This is a genomic window from Marinobacterium sp. xm-m-383 (assembly GCF_013283255.1).
GTDB lineage: Bacteria > Pseudomonadota > Gammaproteobacteria > Pseudomonadales > Balneatricaceae > Marinobacterium_E.
Genome location: NZ_WBYT01000001.1, coordinates 439,826 through 453,576, shown reverse-complemented (window position 1 = coordinate 453,576; position 13,751 = coordinate 439,826). Strand labels below are relative to the sequence as shown.

Sequence of the window (13,751 nt, the reverse complement as noted above, 5' to 3'; positions counted from 1 at the left end):
ATCACTATGAATAGATCTTTTTATAAGCAGTAAGAAGAGTTGGCATGGACCTTGCTTTCTCCTGTTGTACCTTCACTGTTTAGAAGGGTTATTTTAAGGAGATAGTTAAATGGGACAAATCATCGATTCAATGGATCAGGCGGTTGCTTCAAAGGTTTCTGAAGTACTGGATCTTGCAGTACTGGAGCGTCTTTTAGAGGACACGTCGATCGATTTTTTGCCAAGCCTTATCGAAGTGTTTGAATCAGAATCTTCACAGCGTTTAGAAAACATCAGTAAAGCGATGTCTGAAAATGATTTAGCGACTTTAGGTATCGAAGCACATTCACTGAAAGGTACCTCAGCAACCTTTGGTGCTGAAACGCTTCGTTCTACCGCTGAGCGCATAGAAAAAGCAGCCATATCTGGAGATCAAGCGACGGTTGATCAGTTTGTGCCTTCTGTATCCTCGCAGCTGGAATCTGTCCTTGCAGAGTTGAACCGTTTTTCATCAGCGCTATCGGCATAATAAAGTTAATTGAGGAAATTTCTGATGTCTCAGAATCAAGTATTAATTGTTGAAGACAGTGCCAGTCTGCGACGTATCTATGCACAGTACGTTGAGAAGGAGGGGGTACTAGTTGATGCCGCCGCAACACTGGCTGAAGCTCACACCGCACTTGATTCCAAGGTCTATCAGGTCGTTCTTCTGGATCTGCGCCTGCCTGATGGTGATGGCTTTGAGCTTCTTAAACGAATTATTGAGCATCAGATTAAGTCGTTGGTGATTATTATGACTGCGCACGGGTCGATCGATGTGGCCGTCGATGCCATTCGTTTAGGCGCTTATGATTTTCTAGAAAAACCTTTTGATGCGCGTCGACTAAAGGTAGCGATCAGCTCAGCATTTGCACAGGTGGCAAAACTCAACTTTGCTCCTGTCGATTTGGCAGAGAAGAGGGAGCGTGAAACCTTCCATAGCTTTATTGGTGCCAGTCCTGCGATGCAAGATATGTATCATCTTATCGAGCGTGCGGGCCCCAGTAAGGCATCTGTCTTTGTGACAGGGGAGAGTGGCTCAGGTAAAGAGCTCACTGCAGAAGCCCTGCATAAACAGAGCGCTCGCTCTGAAGGCCCTTTCGTTGCGATAAACTGTGCTGCAATACCTAAAGATCTTATGGAGAGTGAGATCTTTGGTCATGTAAAGGGTGCATTTACCGGTGCCAGTGCCAATCGTGAAGGTGCAGCCAGTAAGGCTAATGGTGGCACACTCTTTTTAGATGAAATTGGTGAAATGAGTCTTGATTTGCAAACCAAATTGCTACGATTCATTCAGACCGGCATTATCCAGAAAGTGGGCAGTAATTCAGATGAGGTGGTCGATGTCCGATTCATCTGCGCAACGAACCGAGACCCTCTGGTTGAGGTGCAAGCGGGTCGTTTTAGAGAGGATCTCTACTATCGCCTGCATGTAATTCCTGTTCACCTGCCGCCGTTACGGGATCGCGGTGATGATATTTTAATGATTGCCGAATTCTTCCTTAACCGTTACGCGCGTGAAGAGACCAAGTATTTCGAGGGCTTTGAAGATGAAGCTAAGCGTAGACTCCTGGAGTACCACTGGCCGGGCAATGTCCGCGAGCTTCAGAATGTGATTCGTAACGTCGTCGTTTTAAACGAAGGGGGTACAGTCGGTGTAGCCGATTTCCCAGCTCCGTTGAATTCGCTGCAGGAGATTGTGGCACCCCAACCCGTCAAAACAGAAGAGCCAGTAGAGGTTCAAACGATTAAATCCTCTAAGAAGTCTAAACCCTATTCAAAAGTGATGGCTCAGAGTTTAGACGAGATTGAACCTCTGGATGTATTAGAGCGAAAAATCATCGAAAATGCCGTCAAACTCTGTAAAGGCAATGTCCCTAAAGCGGCCGCGTTACTTGAGGTTAGCCCCTCTACACTCTACCGCAAAATAAAGGGTTGGAGTTAAGCACTGCGATCGCGACTCTGTTCATTAGGGTTAGGTATGCTGACCATGCCTAACTCTACCCGATCCCTTCCTTTTGCTTTGGCTCGATAGAGCGCATCATCCGCCCGTTTAAATAGCTCATCTGCTTCGACACCGGCAATAAAACTACTGATACCGATACTAGCCGTTACCTTACTCACGGGTGTGAATGGGTGATCTCTTAGTGTGTTTCTAAGTTTTTCTGCAAGAATCAACGCTTCAGATTGGTTGGTGTTGGGAAGTATCAGCATAAACTCTTCACCGCCCCAGCGACCCAATATATCCACATCACGAATATTATTCTGAAGTAGTTTGGCGACAGCATAGAGAACGTCATCGCCTACAAGATGCCCGTGGGTATCATTGATCTGTTTGAAGTGATCAATATCTAACAGCAACAACGAAAATTGAGTGCCGTATCGGTTTGCACGTCGCAGCTCTGCTTCAAATAGCTCATCTAGCCTCGAACGATTGTAGAGACCGGTTAACTGGTCCGTCATCCATAGCTCTTCCAGTTTTTTCTGAGTCGAAATGTCTTCGCGAATCTCGGTGAATCCAATCAGATTAGCGTTTCGGTCGTATTGAGGCTCGATCTGAAGCTTGACCCAATAGAGTCCACCGTAGGCATTTTTCTCTTGGGTCTCAACACTCACGCCCCCTTTCTGACTTGCCTCTTGATATCGTTGTTGCAAAAGGCGTGCGCTGTTTTCGTCTGGAATTAAACGAGCTAATGTGCCTGATTTAAGTTGCTCTTTTGTATATCCCGTGTGATCGCAAAAGGCGCTAGATGCCTTAGTCACCTTGCCGTTTGGATCGGTATTCACCATTAAGATATGTTTGTCGATGATAGCAAGATGTCGCTGTGTCTTGTGACGCTCACGCTTAAGCTGTCTAAACTGCTTATGTCCACGTGAACGAAGTAGCTGCAGGGTTCGAGTCATTGTGGCCAGCACAATGATGATAAGGGTAACAGAGACTAAAAAGATGACGGGGTGGAGTCTTATCTCAGCCATTAGAGAGCTCTCATTAGCCCAAAGAGGTTGGCTAATGAGTAACAAAGATAGGCAGGAAACTAGGTAACTAAAACCCATACAAAACCCTTCCAAACATAATGAAAGCTTAAGCCTAGCAGAGGATTTTGATTTTGCAGGATTTTTTTAGACGTTTTATTTATGTAAAACAGAACGTCCAAACAAAATAATACTTTATTTAAAATCAGTTACTTATCGATAACTTCTGATAGTGGTTGTGCAAAGGTTTGCACCATATCCCAAGGGAAACGAATCCAAGTATCTTGGCTGACCTCAGTAATAAAGGTATCAACCAGTGGTTTGCCAGCCGGTTTTGCATAGAGTGTTGCAAAGTGCGCTTTAGGAAGCATTTCACGAACGTATTTTGCGGTGCGGCCGGTATCAACCAGGTCATCGACCAAAATCATCCCTTCGCCATCACCTTCTATGCCTTTAAGTACTTCTATCTGCCCCTGAACAGAAGCTTCACCAGTGTCTGAGTTTGAGTAGCTAAGGACACAGATCGTATCGATCATACGAATATCCATCTCTCGAGCTAGGATGGCTGATGGTACTAAGCCGCCGCGAGTGATGGCAATAATGCCTTTCCAAGGCCCTTGTTCTAGAAGGCGCCAGCTCAGCGCTCGTGCATTTCGGTGCAGTTCATCCCAGCTTACGGGAAAGTCTTTGCTGTTGGGTGTCATTATCTTCTCCTAAGAAATCGCAGGAGCCGCAAGTGTATTTGCAGCCTCTTTATGTTCATGCATGATCCGTTCAATATCTTGACCGACTAACTCACCGGCCTTAACGCGCCACTCGCCATTCACCATAACGGCTTCTGCGCGATGCGCCCCACACAACAGCAGGGCGGCTAATGGATCGTGTGCACCGCTAAAGCGCGGCTCATCAAGCTTAAATAGAGCTAGGTCGGCAGCTTTACCCACCGCGAGCTCACCAATATCGTCACGGCCTAATACCTGTGCTGAGCCTTTGGTACCCCAACGATAGGCGTCAAAATGGGTGACCGCAGAGGATCCGTAACGCAGGCGCTGGATGTACATGGCTTGGCGAACTTCTTGAATCATATTCGAGCAATCGTTCGACGCAGAACCATCGACACCCAACCCCACGGGTGAACCGGCCGCTTCAAGCTCCTTCACTTTAGCAATGCCCGATGCGAGCATCATGTTCGAGCTTGGGCAGTGACAGACTCCGACGCCAGCCTTACCCAATCGGGCAATCTCTTCGTCATTAAAATGTATGCCGTGCGCCAACCAAGTGTTACTGGATAGCCAACCAACAGACTCTAGGTAATCTACCGTTCGCATACCAAAAGAGCGTTCACAGAAGTTCTCTTCGTCGATGGTCTCTGCTAGGTGGGTATGGAGTCGTACATTGAGTTGTTTGGCCAGACTGGCTGTGTCACGCATCAACTCGGTCGTTACCGAGAATGGAGAACAGGGTGCTAAGGCGATTTGTGACATCGAATAGGGTTCTCTGTCATGATAGCGGGAGACCAGACGTTCAGAATCCTGCAAGATCTCATCTTCTGTTTGAACCACGGTATTAGGCGGTAATCCACCTTGGTCTTGGCCAAGACTCATAGAACCTCGGGTCATCGCCATACGCACACCCATCTCACGACCAATTTCGATCTGATGATCAATGGCGTCAGTGAGATTGGCTGGGAACAGATAGTGGTGGTCAGAAGCGGTTGTGCAGCCGGACAACAGTAACTCGGCCAGTGCCAGTTTTGTGGCGGCACGATGAACCTCAGGATCTAAATTGGCCCAGACAGGGTAGAGCGTCTGAAGCCAAGGAAAAAGCTCTTTATTGAGCGCTGCGGGCAGTGCGCGAGTCAGTGTCTGATAGAAATGGTGGTGGGTGTTAATCAGACCGGGAATCAGAACCTGATCACTGACATCAATCGTTTGATCAATATTAACGGGTGTTTCACCCTTGGCAACCAGCTCTACGATCGTCTTGCCACTGACAACAATACCGCCAGAAGCATCCTCATCGTTTCCCGTGTAGATGGCTAATGGATTGGATAACCAGATGCGAAGATTGTCTGTCATACTTTGGCGGATCTCAAAGCTTGTTAATAATTGAAAAATAGTCGTCTATTGAACCCAATATTTGACTCAAAAATCAAATAAAAATTAACTTCAAGGTCAGTTTATTTATTTGACCACTTGGTTAGGTTTTAGCACAATAAGTCTATTATATATGACCCTTCAGGCAGCATTCATATGATCAGTTACTGGAAAAATGGTTCCATTGAGCAGGATAGTCCGCTTTCCAATACCGAGACTCTATTGGAATTCCTGCGTGAATCTAAACGTCTCACAGGGACCAAAGAGGGGTGTGCCTCTGGTGACTGCGGTGCCTGTACGGTTGTGCTTGTCTCTTTAGATGATAATAAAAGGCTTAAGTATGAGGCGGTCAATAGCTGTTTGATGCCGGCTGCTGAGTTGGCTGGTAAAGCGCTGATTACGATTGAAGATCTAGCGCAAGGCGATGATCTACACCCACTGCAACAGGCATTTATAGAGCAGCACGCATCGCAGTGTGGATTTTGCACCCCAGGGTTCATTCTTTCTGCACTTGCATTGAAAAAGCACGAATCCAATCCTGATGTGGAGGCGATCGATGAAGCCCTAGGCGGCAATCTTTGTCGATGCACCGGCTATTCACCCATTGTTAAAGCGGTTCAATTGGCCGATTGCAGCCAAGATCGATTTGCTCAGTGTGAAGTTGAGTTAATCAACTCCCTGAAGCAGCTACAAAACTCAACGGCATCCGTTGTCGGTTTCCATCAACCTCGAACATTAGAAGCCCTTTGTGAATTGAAATCGGAGCATCCAGAGGCCATTTTGTTATCCGGTGGTACTGATTGGATGCTGCGGGCGACTCAGGGGCTTGAACAGGTCGAGACGCTTATCAGTACTGATAGGGTTGCCGGCTTAAATCAGTTAACCCTTGTGGCTGGGCACTGGTCAGTCGGTGCAGCGGTCTCTTTGAGTCGAATTAAAAATCAGGCAAAAGCGTCTGGTTTTCATGCTCTTGATCAGTTGCTCAGTCGATTTGCGTCACAACAGATCCGTAATTGCGCGACCTTGGGGGGTTCTATCGGAAATGCCTCTCCAATTGGTGATTTGGCGCCGTTGATGCTCGCCTTAGATACAGAGTTGGTTTTGAACTCTGTTCACCAAGAGCGCAGGGTTGCACTAAAACATTTCTTCTTAGGCTATAAACAGACAGCGTTGAGTCCGGATGAGGTGATCAGTCAGATTAACTTCAACCTTGGTGATCAGGCCCAGGTTCATTTTGAGAAGGTATCCAAACGTCTGGATGATGATATCTCTGCCGTTGCTGTAGCGACTCATTACACCATGCATGAGGGACAGTTAACCTCTTTGCGAATAGGGTTAGGAGGTATGGCGGCCACTCCGGTTTTGGCACTGGGTGTGATGGCTGCTTTTGAAGGTAAAGAACCCTCATCCATTACCCTGGATCAGGTCACTGATGCGTTAGGCGAGTTAACACCTCTATCAGACCTCAGGGCCAGCGCTGATTATCGCCTCAAAGCCTGTGCCCGTGTCATTCACTTCCATCTAATCAGTGCGAAGGAGTCTGTATGAAACCTGTAGGCGTTTCAGTCACTCACGACAGTGCGTTGTTGCATGTGACGGGTAGAGCACGATATGTGGATGATACTCCCTTACCTGAAGGCACCCTGTTTGCTGCCATCGGGCAAGCATCCATCTCCCGAGGCCGTCTGTTATCTTTGGATCTGAGTGCAGTGCAAGAGGCTCCAGGTGTTATTGCCGTGCTGACGTCCAGTGATATTCCTGGAATCAAAGATATCGGTCCTGTCTTTCCGGGTGACCCACTTTTAGTGGATGGCGACGTGCTTTTTCACGGTCAACCGATCTTTCTTGTGGTGGCTACGGATGAGAAGCAAGCTCGCTCTGCGGCATTATTGGCTGAGGTTCAATACGAAGAGTCTAAGCCAATCCTCTCTATTGAAGAGGCCAAGTCCCAGGCGTATCGAGTACGTCCTCCTCATGTGATGCAGAGAGGCGATCTGTCCACAATGGACAGATCTGAACATCAGTTCTCTGGTGAATTGCGAATTGGCGGTCAAGAACATCTCTATCTTGAAGGGCAGGCCTCTTTGGCAGTGCCAACAGAGGAGGGAGGTATTCATCTTCTCTGCTCTACTCAGCACCCAACTGAGGTGCAAACCCTAGTCTCTGAAGTGTTGGGCCTTCCATTTCATGAGGTGGTTGTTGAAGTACGACGCATGGGAGGCGCTTTTGGCGGTAAAGAGACACAGGCAGCGCCTTGGGCTTGTTTAGCCTCACTGGCGGCGCACAAGCTAGGTAAACCGGTAAAACTTCGTCTACCTAGATCAACTGATATGACGGTAACGGGGAAACGACACCCCTTTATTAACCAATATCAAGTGGGATTCCGTAGTGATGGTCAAATCGAAGCGGTACAGATTGACATTAATGGCGACTGTGGCTGCTCTCCAGATTTGAGTGATGCCATTGTGGATCGTGCGATGTTCCACAGTGACAACGCCTACTATTACCCGGCTGCAAAAATCACTGGTGAGCGTTGGCGAACCGATAAGGTTTCTAACACGGCGTTTCGTGGCTTTGGCGGGCCTCAGGGGGTCATCACCGCTGAAGCGATGTTGGATGATATTGCACGCAACTGTAAACAGGATCCTTTAGATACACGGCTTAAGAACCTCTATTCAGGTCAGCAGACACACTATGGTCAAACCGTCGACGGAACAACGCTGCGGGAGATCATGACCCGCCTTAGAGAGAGTGCTGACTATGACCGTCGTCGTCAGAAAATAGCTAAACATAACTTAGCTTCATCTCGTTATCTTAAAGGGCTGGCGTTAACCCCGGTGAAGTTTGGTATCTCCTTTACTGTTAAGCATCTCAATCAAGCGGGCGTGCTTGTTCACATCTATACAGACGGTTCCGTTCTGGTCAGTCAGGCGGGTACTGAGATGGGGCAGGGACTTTACACTAAAGTGGCTCAAGTGGTTGCCTCAGTATTGGGCATTGAGATCGATCGAGTGAAGATGAGCAGCACTCGAACTGACAAGGTTCCCAACACGTCACCGACGGCTGCTTCAAGCGGTAGCGACATGAATGGTATGGCAGCCCATGACGCAGCGACCACACTGAAAAGTCGGATTGCAGAATTCATTGCCAATCGCGAATCGATTAATGCCGAAGAGATTGAATTCAAACAGGGGCTGTTGAGCTGGGGTGCCAGTTCAATCACGTTTGCCGAGGCTGTAAAAGCGGCCTATATGGATCGTGTTCAGCTCTCTGCCACAGGCTTCTACAAAACGCCCAATATCTGGTATGACAGAGCTTCTGCACAAGGCAACCCATTTCTCTACTACGCTAATGGGGCCGCCTGTTCGGAGGTCATTATTGACCGATTAACGGGCGCCACTCATATCGAGCGTGTCGATATATTGCACGATACGGGTAACTCATTGAATCCAGCCTTGGACAAGGGTCAGATAGAGGGAGGGTTTATTCAGGGAGCGGGTTGGTTAACCAGTGAGGAGCTTAAGTGGGATGACGAAGGGCGTCTACTGACAAACTCCCCAGCTACTTATAAGATCCCAGCGATTAGTGATCGACCCACTAAGCTAAGTATCGAACTGCTGGATAAACCGAACAGTGCGGCAACCATAGCAAGATCTAAAGCAGTCGGTGAGCCACCCTTTATGCTTGGCATCTCTGTCTGGTGTGCAATTCGCGATGCAATTTCGAGTGTTTCCGGCTATGGTATATCGCCTACCTTAGATGCACCGGCAACCCCTGAGGCCATTTTAAACGCCATTACTACCCTTGAGGACTCTCTGTGATTCAACGTTGGAGCTACAAACTTGCTGAGCTGTTAAAGCGGGGGCAACCGGTTGTTTTAATCACACAGGTCGGTGAGAGAGGCTCCAGTCCACGTTCGTCAGGTGCCAAGATGTTGGTCACCAGTAACGCCACGGTGGATTCACTCGGTGGGGGTAATCTTGAGCATCAGGCGATTGAATTCGCACGACAGCTACTGACAGAGCAGAAAGATGGTCTGCACGAACTTGAGTACACTCTGGCCGGTAATCTTGGGCAGTGCTGCGGTGGAGAGGTTAGGGTGCTGTTTGAGGTTTTTAATACCTCTCTACAGCCTCTTTACCTATTTGGTGCCGGCCACATAGCTCAAGCGTTAGTGCCTCTGCTCGCGCAACTGCATTTTGCCGTTAACTGGGTGGATGACCGAGATGAGCTCTTTGTTCAGCCTATTCCAGATGGTGTGACCCGCATTGAACGTGATCCCATTGATGTGGCGCGAGATATTCCGAATGATGCATGGATGTTGATTATGACCCATGATCATCAACTGGATCTGGATCTTCTACTGGCAGCTATCGATGGAGGTCTGCCGACCTATACTGGCATGATAGGCTCAGAAACTAAGGCATTGAAATTCAGACAGCGTCTTGCTCAGCGGGGTATCTCTCAGGAAATCATTGACTCCATTCACTCGCCTATAGGCTTGCAGAATTTGCATACTAAATTGCCGGTAGAGATTGCGATTTCGGTTGCGGCTGATGTCATGACTCGGCTGCAGCAACAGCGGGGTGAATTATGAGTCAATCCTGGGCGTTACGTTGTCAGATCCTGAGTTGTACTTCTCAACCTAAAGATGATGAAGGGTGGTTCTATCACTCAGATGGGCTTATCTGGATAGTCGATGGATTGATTAAACGGGTAGGCAGTTACACTGATTTAAGAGAGCATATCCCCTCTGATCTTCAAATCGAGCATCGTCCTGGGCATCTACTGATTCCTGGATTTATCGATACCCATGTTCACTACCCACAACTTGAAATGATCGGTGCCTACGGGACTCAACTGTTGGATTGGTTGAATCGATACACCTTCCCTGTGGAATTAAAGTATCGCGATATTGATTACGCGACAGAGCAGGCTGGACGGTTTCTCGACCAGTTATTGGCGAACGGAACGACAACCGCCCTGGTGTTTGCGACCTCTTCGGTTAACTCAGTGGATGCCTTTTTTGCAGAATCCCTACGTCGTAATCTACGTATGGTCAGCGGCAAGGTTTTAATGGATCGGCATGCACCAGATGATCTGTGTGATACCCCTCAATCGGCCTATGACGACTCCTGTTCGTTAATTGACAAATGGCGTGGTAGTGGACGGTTGGGTTACGCGGTAACACCTCGCTTTGCACCCACATCGACCGACGCGCAATTAGAGGTCGCTGGTGCTCTAATGAAAGAGAATAGTGATGTCTACCTACACACCCATCTCTCTGAGAATGTCGATGAGATCGCATGGGTAGGGGAGTTATTTCCTGATCGCCAGGGCTATTTAGATACCTATGATCACTTTGGACTCGTGACCGATCGTTCGGTGTTTGCTCACGGCATTCACCTCAATGACGCTGAGATGCAACGTCTTCATGACTGTGGCTCCGCTATTTGTCACTGCCCATCCTCCAATCTTTTCTTAGGATCGGGGTTATTTCCTTTGAAGCGTCTGCAACAGGCTGGCGTTAATGTGACTATGGGTACTGATGTTGGGGGTGGTACGTCGCTCTCTATGCTGAGCACCCAAGGTGACGCCTATAAAATTCAGCAGATGGCGGGACATCTTCTTAAACCTTTAGAAGCCTTCTATATGGCCACTCTGGCCGGTGCTAAGGCATTGGGGCTGGATGATCGAATTGGCGCTTTAGCAGAAGGGTTTGAGGCCGATATGGTGTTGCTCGACTTGGCCTCTACACCGGTGATCGAAGAGCGGATGAAACGGGCTGATCAGATTGAAGATGTCTTATTTGCACTCTCTATTCTGGGGGATGATCGATCAATCGCACAGACCTATGTGATGGGCGAGCCTGCCCTTTAGGTTATATCTTTACTTTTACTATCAAACGCTTGCCGCGACCTTCTCCAGCAATATTTAAATCCAGTTCGCCATTTAACTGATCAACCATAGCACCGACTATGGCCAAGCCTAAACCACTGCCTGGTTGCGATCGCTGATTACCGCGAACAAATCTCTGCTTCAATCCGTTTAGATCTTCTGGCGCTAAATCGGGTGCCAAATTCTCAACACTAAAGGCACCGTTCGACTCTAATCGAATAATGACGGGGCTCTCATTAGGCGCATACTTCAAGCCATTTTCGACTAGGTTACTGAGTATGACGGCTAAGGCGTCAGGATCGATATCTAACAGGGGCGGTGATTCGCTGATGATTTCGACTCGATCATTACGAGGGTCTAGCTCGCGAGCAATCATCTTAACGATGAGCTCAAGATTGGTTGGCTCACCCTTGTATAGGGTTACCGATTCGGCACGCGCTAATTGAAGCAGCTTATCAATCAGACGAGTTAGGCGTGCTAAGCTGGATTGAACAATCTTTAGTCGCTCAGCTTGATCCGTCGAACCAAGCTCATCAGAGAGTCTCTGCAGTTGAACGGACGCTACAGCCAGTGGGGTTCTTAACTCATGCGCACTGTTGGCCGCAAACTCACGTTCAGCTAGCAGTGCTGTTCTGAGTCGTTCAAGCAAAGCATTGGTAGCCTTTTGCACCTCTGTAAAATCTTCTGGGAGTTCGGCTTGTGCCATCGGCTCTAGATTGCTGCCGCCGCGGGTTGCCATATTCTCAGCAAATTGTTGAACGGGCACTAGACGTCGTTTCACTGCAATGTAGACCAGCAAAACGCTCAAAGGTAGCGCAATGGTAAAGACCAGTAAAAAGAGCAGGGCGGTATCAAATAGGACGCCGTAGCGGTGATCGACGGTCTCGGCGACCTGGAGATGGTAGCGACCATCTAGCGATGAGGCTGTGTAGATGCTGAAATTTTTGCCATGGGTAAAGCCTGTCTGCAAACTATCAAGCATTGGCGTCATCGGCGCATTATTCGAACGCACCAGTATTCGCCCCTTAAAGTCACGCAGTTGATACATTAGGTATTCAGGTTGATCACCCAAAATTCTTGGACCAACGCTTAGATTGAGCGTGCCCAGTAAGCTTAGCTCAGGTCTTAGATCAAGCAGACCGAATTGGTTAAGTCGGTAGTCGGATATAGCGAGGGGCAAAACGCGTTGTGCGGTCTCTTTTAGGCTTTGATCGTAGGTTGAATTGAGCTCTTTAACGAGTACCCATAGCGCGACCACCGTTGCCAATAACCAAACCAGCACCAAGCTCAGTGCAATTTGTACACCGAGCTGAGCGGCTAAGGTTTTGGGTTTTAGAAACACGCTAGGCCTCTAAACGGTAGCCAAGGCCACGTGCCGTTTTTATCAGCTCTTTACCCAGTTTCTTACGTAAGCGACTGATATAGACCTCGACGGTATTGCTCTCTACCTCATGTCCAAAGGCGTAGAGACGATCTTCGATCTGCTCTTTGCTGACAATGTGTCCGGGTCGTTTAATCAGTGTATCTAAGATACTCCACTCACGAGCTGTCAGCTCGACATCTTGCTCATCGACCTGCAGTGAGTGTTTTTGAAGGTCGGCTGTGATTCGACCAAAGGTGACCGCATTGGTCGCTAATCCGGCTCCTCGGCGTGTTACCGCCTGAATTCTGGCATTGACCTCATCCAAATCGTAAGGCTTGATCACATAGTCATCGGCACCGGCATCAAGACCGGCAATTCGATCGCTGATTTGATCACGCGCTGTCAGGATGATGACAGGGGTTGTAAGGCCTGCTTGGCGACGCTTTTTAAGCCATGGGATGGCATCGCCGTCTACCAGCTGTAGATCGAGAAGAACAATATCGTACTCTGTTGTTAGTAGAGCGGTTTCGGCTTGGCGCAAATGATCGAAACCATCAACTGCCATGCCTGACAGCTCCAGATGCTCTGTTAAAGCGTTAGCTAATGCCAATTCATCTTCGACGAGTAGTACGCGCATGGCCAGCTCCCTGGTAGTGAATGCTCAATTTGGTTATTGGGCCAAAAGAGAATGAAAACAACCTTAACTAAGGCGTTTAGCTGATCTGCATACCTGCAAGAACCAATGCCGTTAGCGTTTTCTCAGCCTGATCATAGACCTCTAAATTGAGTCGTCTTTGCCCCAGAGCGGCTTTCACTTGAAGTTCGTAATCGGCGTAGTGTTGGGTAGATGCCCAGATGATAAAGAGTAGATGCTCTGCAGAGAGGTCAGGATTAACCTTGCCTGTTGATTGCCACTGTTTGATGATGTCACAACGGCCGGTAAACCACTCATGGTACTGCTTACCGAAGCGTTTTTTCATATGCGGTGCGCCGTTGATCACTTCCGCTGCAAAGATACGCGAAGCTTCTGGGTTTTCGCGTGAAAAGGTGATCTTTTTAGAGATATATTCCGTGATGAAGGCTTTAGGATCATCTTCGGCGACCAGTAGATCGAGGGATCCATCCCAAAGTGAAAGAATGTGTGTTAACACCTCTTGGTAGAGAGCCTCTTTAGAGCCAAAGTAGTAGTGTACATTGGGCTTTGGAAGCTCGGCTCTATCCGCTATGGATTGAACGGTGGTGCCTGAAAATCCTTTTTGGGCAAATTCACGTACCGCAGCGTTAATAATGAGTTGGCGGTTACGTTGACGAATGGCGCCGGTGTTTGAATCTTGGTTCATAGTAGATCTCTACTGAAGGGTATAAATACCACCCGTTTGATGGGCTGTTCTGTTACTCTAACG

General features: G+C 48.3%; 12 protein-coding genes. 6 read left to right on the top strand and 6 right to left on the bottom strand.

Annotated features, from left to right (window positions below):
- Positions 1 to 109: 109 nt before the first annotated feature.
- Positions 110 to 508 (top strand): Hpt domain-containing protein, encoded by a 399-nt coding sequence (locus XMM383_RS02160; protein ID WP_173494444.1) that lies wholly within the window; start codon positions 110 to 112, stop codon positions 506 to 508.
- A gap of 24 nt (positions 509 to 532) precedes the next feature.
- Positions 533 to 1,963: a sigma-54 dependent transcriptional regulator gene (locus tag XMM383_RS02155; protein ID WP_173494443.1), complete on the top strand. Its 1,431-nt coding sequence runs from the start codon at positions 533 to 535 to the stop codon at positions 1,961 to 1,963.
- Here the strand turns inward: XMM383_RS02155 and XMM383_RS02150 are convergent.
- The 3 genes from XMM383_RS02150 to XMM383_RS02140 form a co-directional block, all read right to left on the bottom strand.
- Positions 1,960 to 2,994, bottom strand: coding sequence for a diguanylate cyclase (locus XMM383_RS02150; protein WP_173488854.1), 1,035 nt, complete (start codon positions 2,992 to 2,994; stop codon positions 1,960 to 1,962). The two genes, XMM383_RS02155 and XMM383_RS02150, sit on opposite strands and share 4 nt — an antisense overlap.
- Before the next feature lie 206 nt (positions 2,995 to 3,200).
- The gene (gpt, locus tag XMM383_RS02145) at positions 3,201 to 3,695 is read right to left on the bottom strand and encodes a xanthine phosphoribosyltransferase (protein WP_173494442.1); all 495 of its coding nucleotides are present in this window, start codon (positions 3,693 to 3,695) and stop codon (positions 3,201 to 3,203) included.
- 9 nt (positions 3,696 to 3,704) lie between these two features.
- On the bottom strand, positions 3,705 to 5,069 hold the full coding sequence (locus XMM383_RS02140; RefSeq protein ID WP_173494441.1) for an 8-oxoguanine deaminase: 1,365 nt from the start codon (positions 5,067 to 5,069) through the stop codon (positions 3,705 to 3,707).
- A gap of 174 nt (positions 5,070 to 5,243) precedes the next feature.
- On the opposite strand from XMM383_RS02140, the gene XMM383_RS02135 reads away from it, so the two are divergent.
- Genes XMM383_RS02135 through guaD form a run of 4 tightly spaced genes read left to right on the top strand, consistent with a single transcriptional unit; the run spans position 5,244 to position 10,967 of the window.
- On the top strand, positions 5,244 to 6,635 hold the full coding sequence (locus XMM383_RS02135) for a xanthine dehydrogenase small subunit (RefSeq protein ID WP_173494440.1): 1,392 nt from the start codon (positions 5,244 to 5,246) through the stop codon (positions 6,633 to 6,635).
- Complete coding sequence (xdhB, locus tag XMM383_RS02130) at positions 6,632 to 8,908, top strand: xanthine dehydrogenase molybdopterin binding subunit (protein ID WP_173494439.1); 2,277 nt, start codon at positions 6,632 to 6,634, stop codon at positions 8,906 to 8,908. The genes XMM383_RS02135 and xdhB overlap by 4 nt, the downstream gene beginning before the upstream one ends.
- Positions 8,905 to 9,684 (top strand): xanthine dehydrogenase accessory protein XdhC, encoded by a 780-nt coding sequence (xdhC, locus tag XMM383_RS02125; RefSeq protein WP_173480951.1) that lies wholly within the window; start codon positions 8,905 to 8,907, stop codon positions 9,682 to 9,684. The genes xdhB and xdhC overlap by 4 nt, the downstream gene beginning before the upstream one ends.
- On the top strand, positions 9,681 to 10,967 hold the full coding sequence (gene guaD, locus XMM383_RS02120) for a guanine deaminase (protein WP_173482501.1): 1,287 nt from the start codon (positions 9,681 to 9,683) through the stop codon (positions 10,965 to 10,967). The genes xdhC and guaD overlap by 4 nt, the downstream gene beginning before the upstream one ends.
- Before the next feature lies 1 nt (position 10,968).
- Here the strand turns inward: guaD and XMM383_RS11840 are convergent, their stop codons facing one another.
- The 3 genes from XMM383_RS11840 to XMM383_RS02105 form a co-directional block, all read right to left on the bottom strand.
- Positions 10,969 to 12,327, bottom strand: coding sequence for an ATP-binding protein (locus XMM383_RS11840; RefSeq protein ID WP_173494438.1), 1,359 nt, complete (start codon positions 12,325 to 12,327; stop codon positions 10,969 to 10,971).
- A gap of 1 nt (position 12,328) precedes the next feature.
- Positions 12,329 to 12,985, bottom strand: a complete 657-nt coding sequence (locus XMM383_RS02110) for a response regulator transcription factor (protein WP_173494437.1) — start codon at positions 12,983 to 12,985, stop codon at positions 12,329 to 12,331.
- 76 nt (positions 12,986 to 13,061) lie between these two features.
- Positions 13,062 to 13,688: a TetR family transcriptional regulator C-terminal domain-containing protein gene (locus tag XMM383_RS02105; protein ID WP_173482499.1), complete on the bottom strand. Its 627-nt coding sequence runs from the start codon at positions 13,686 to 13,688 to the stop codon at positions 13,062 to 13,064.
- Positions 13,689 to 13,751: the final 63 nt, after the last annotated feature.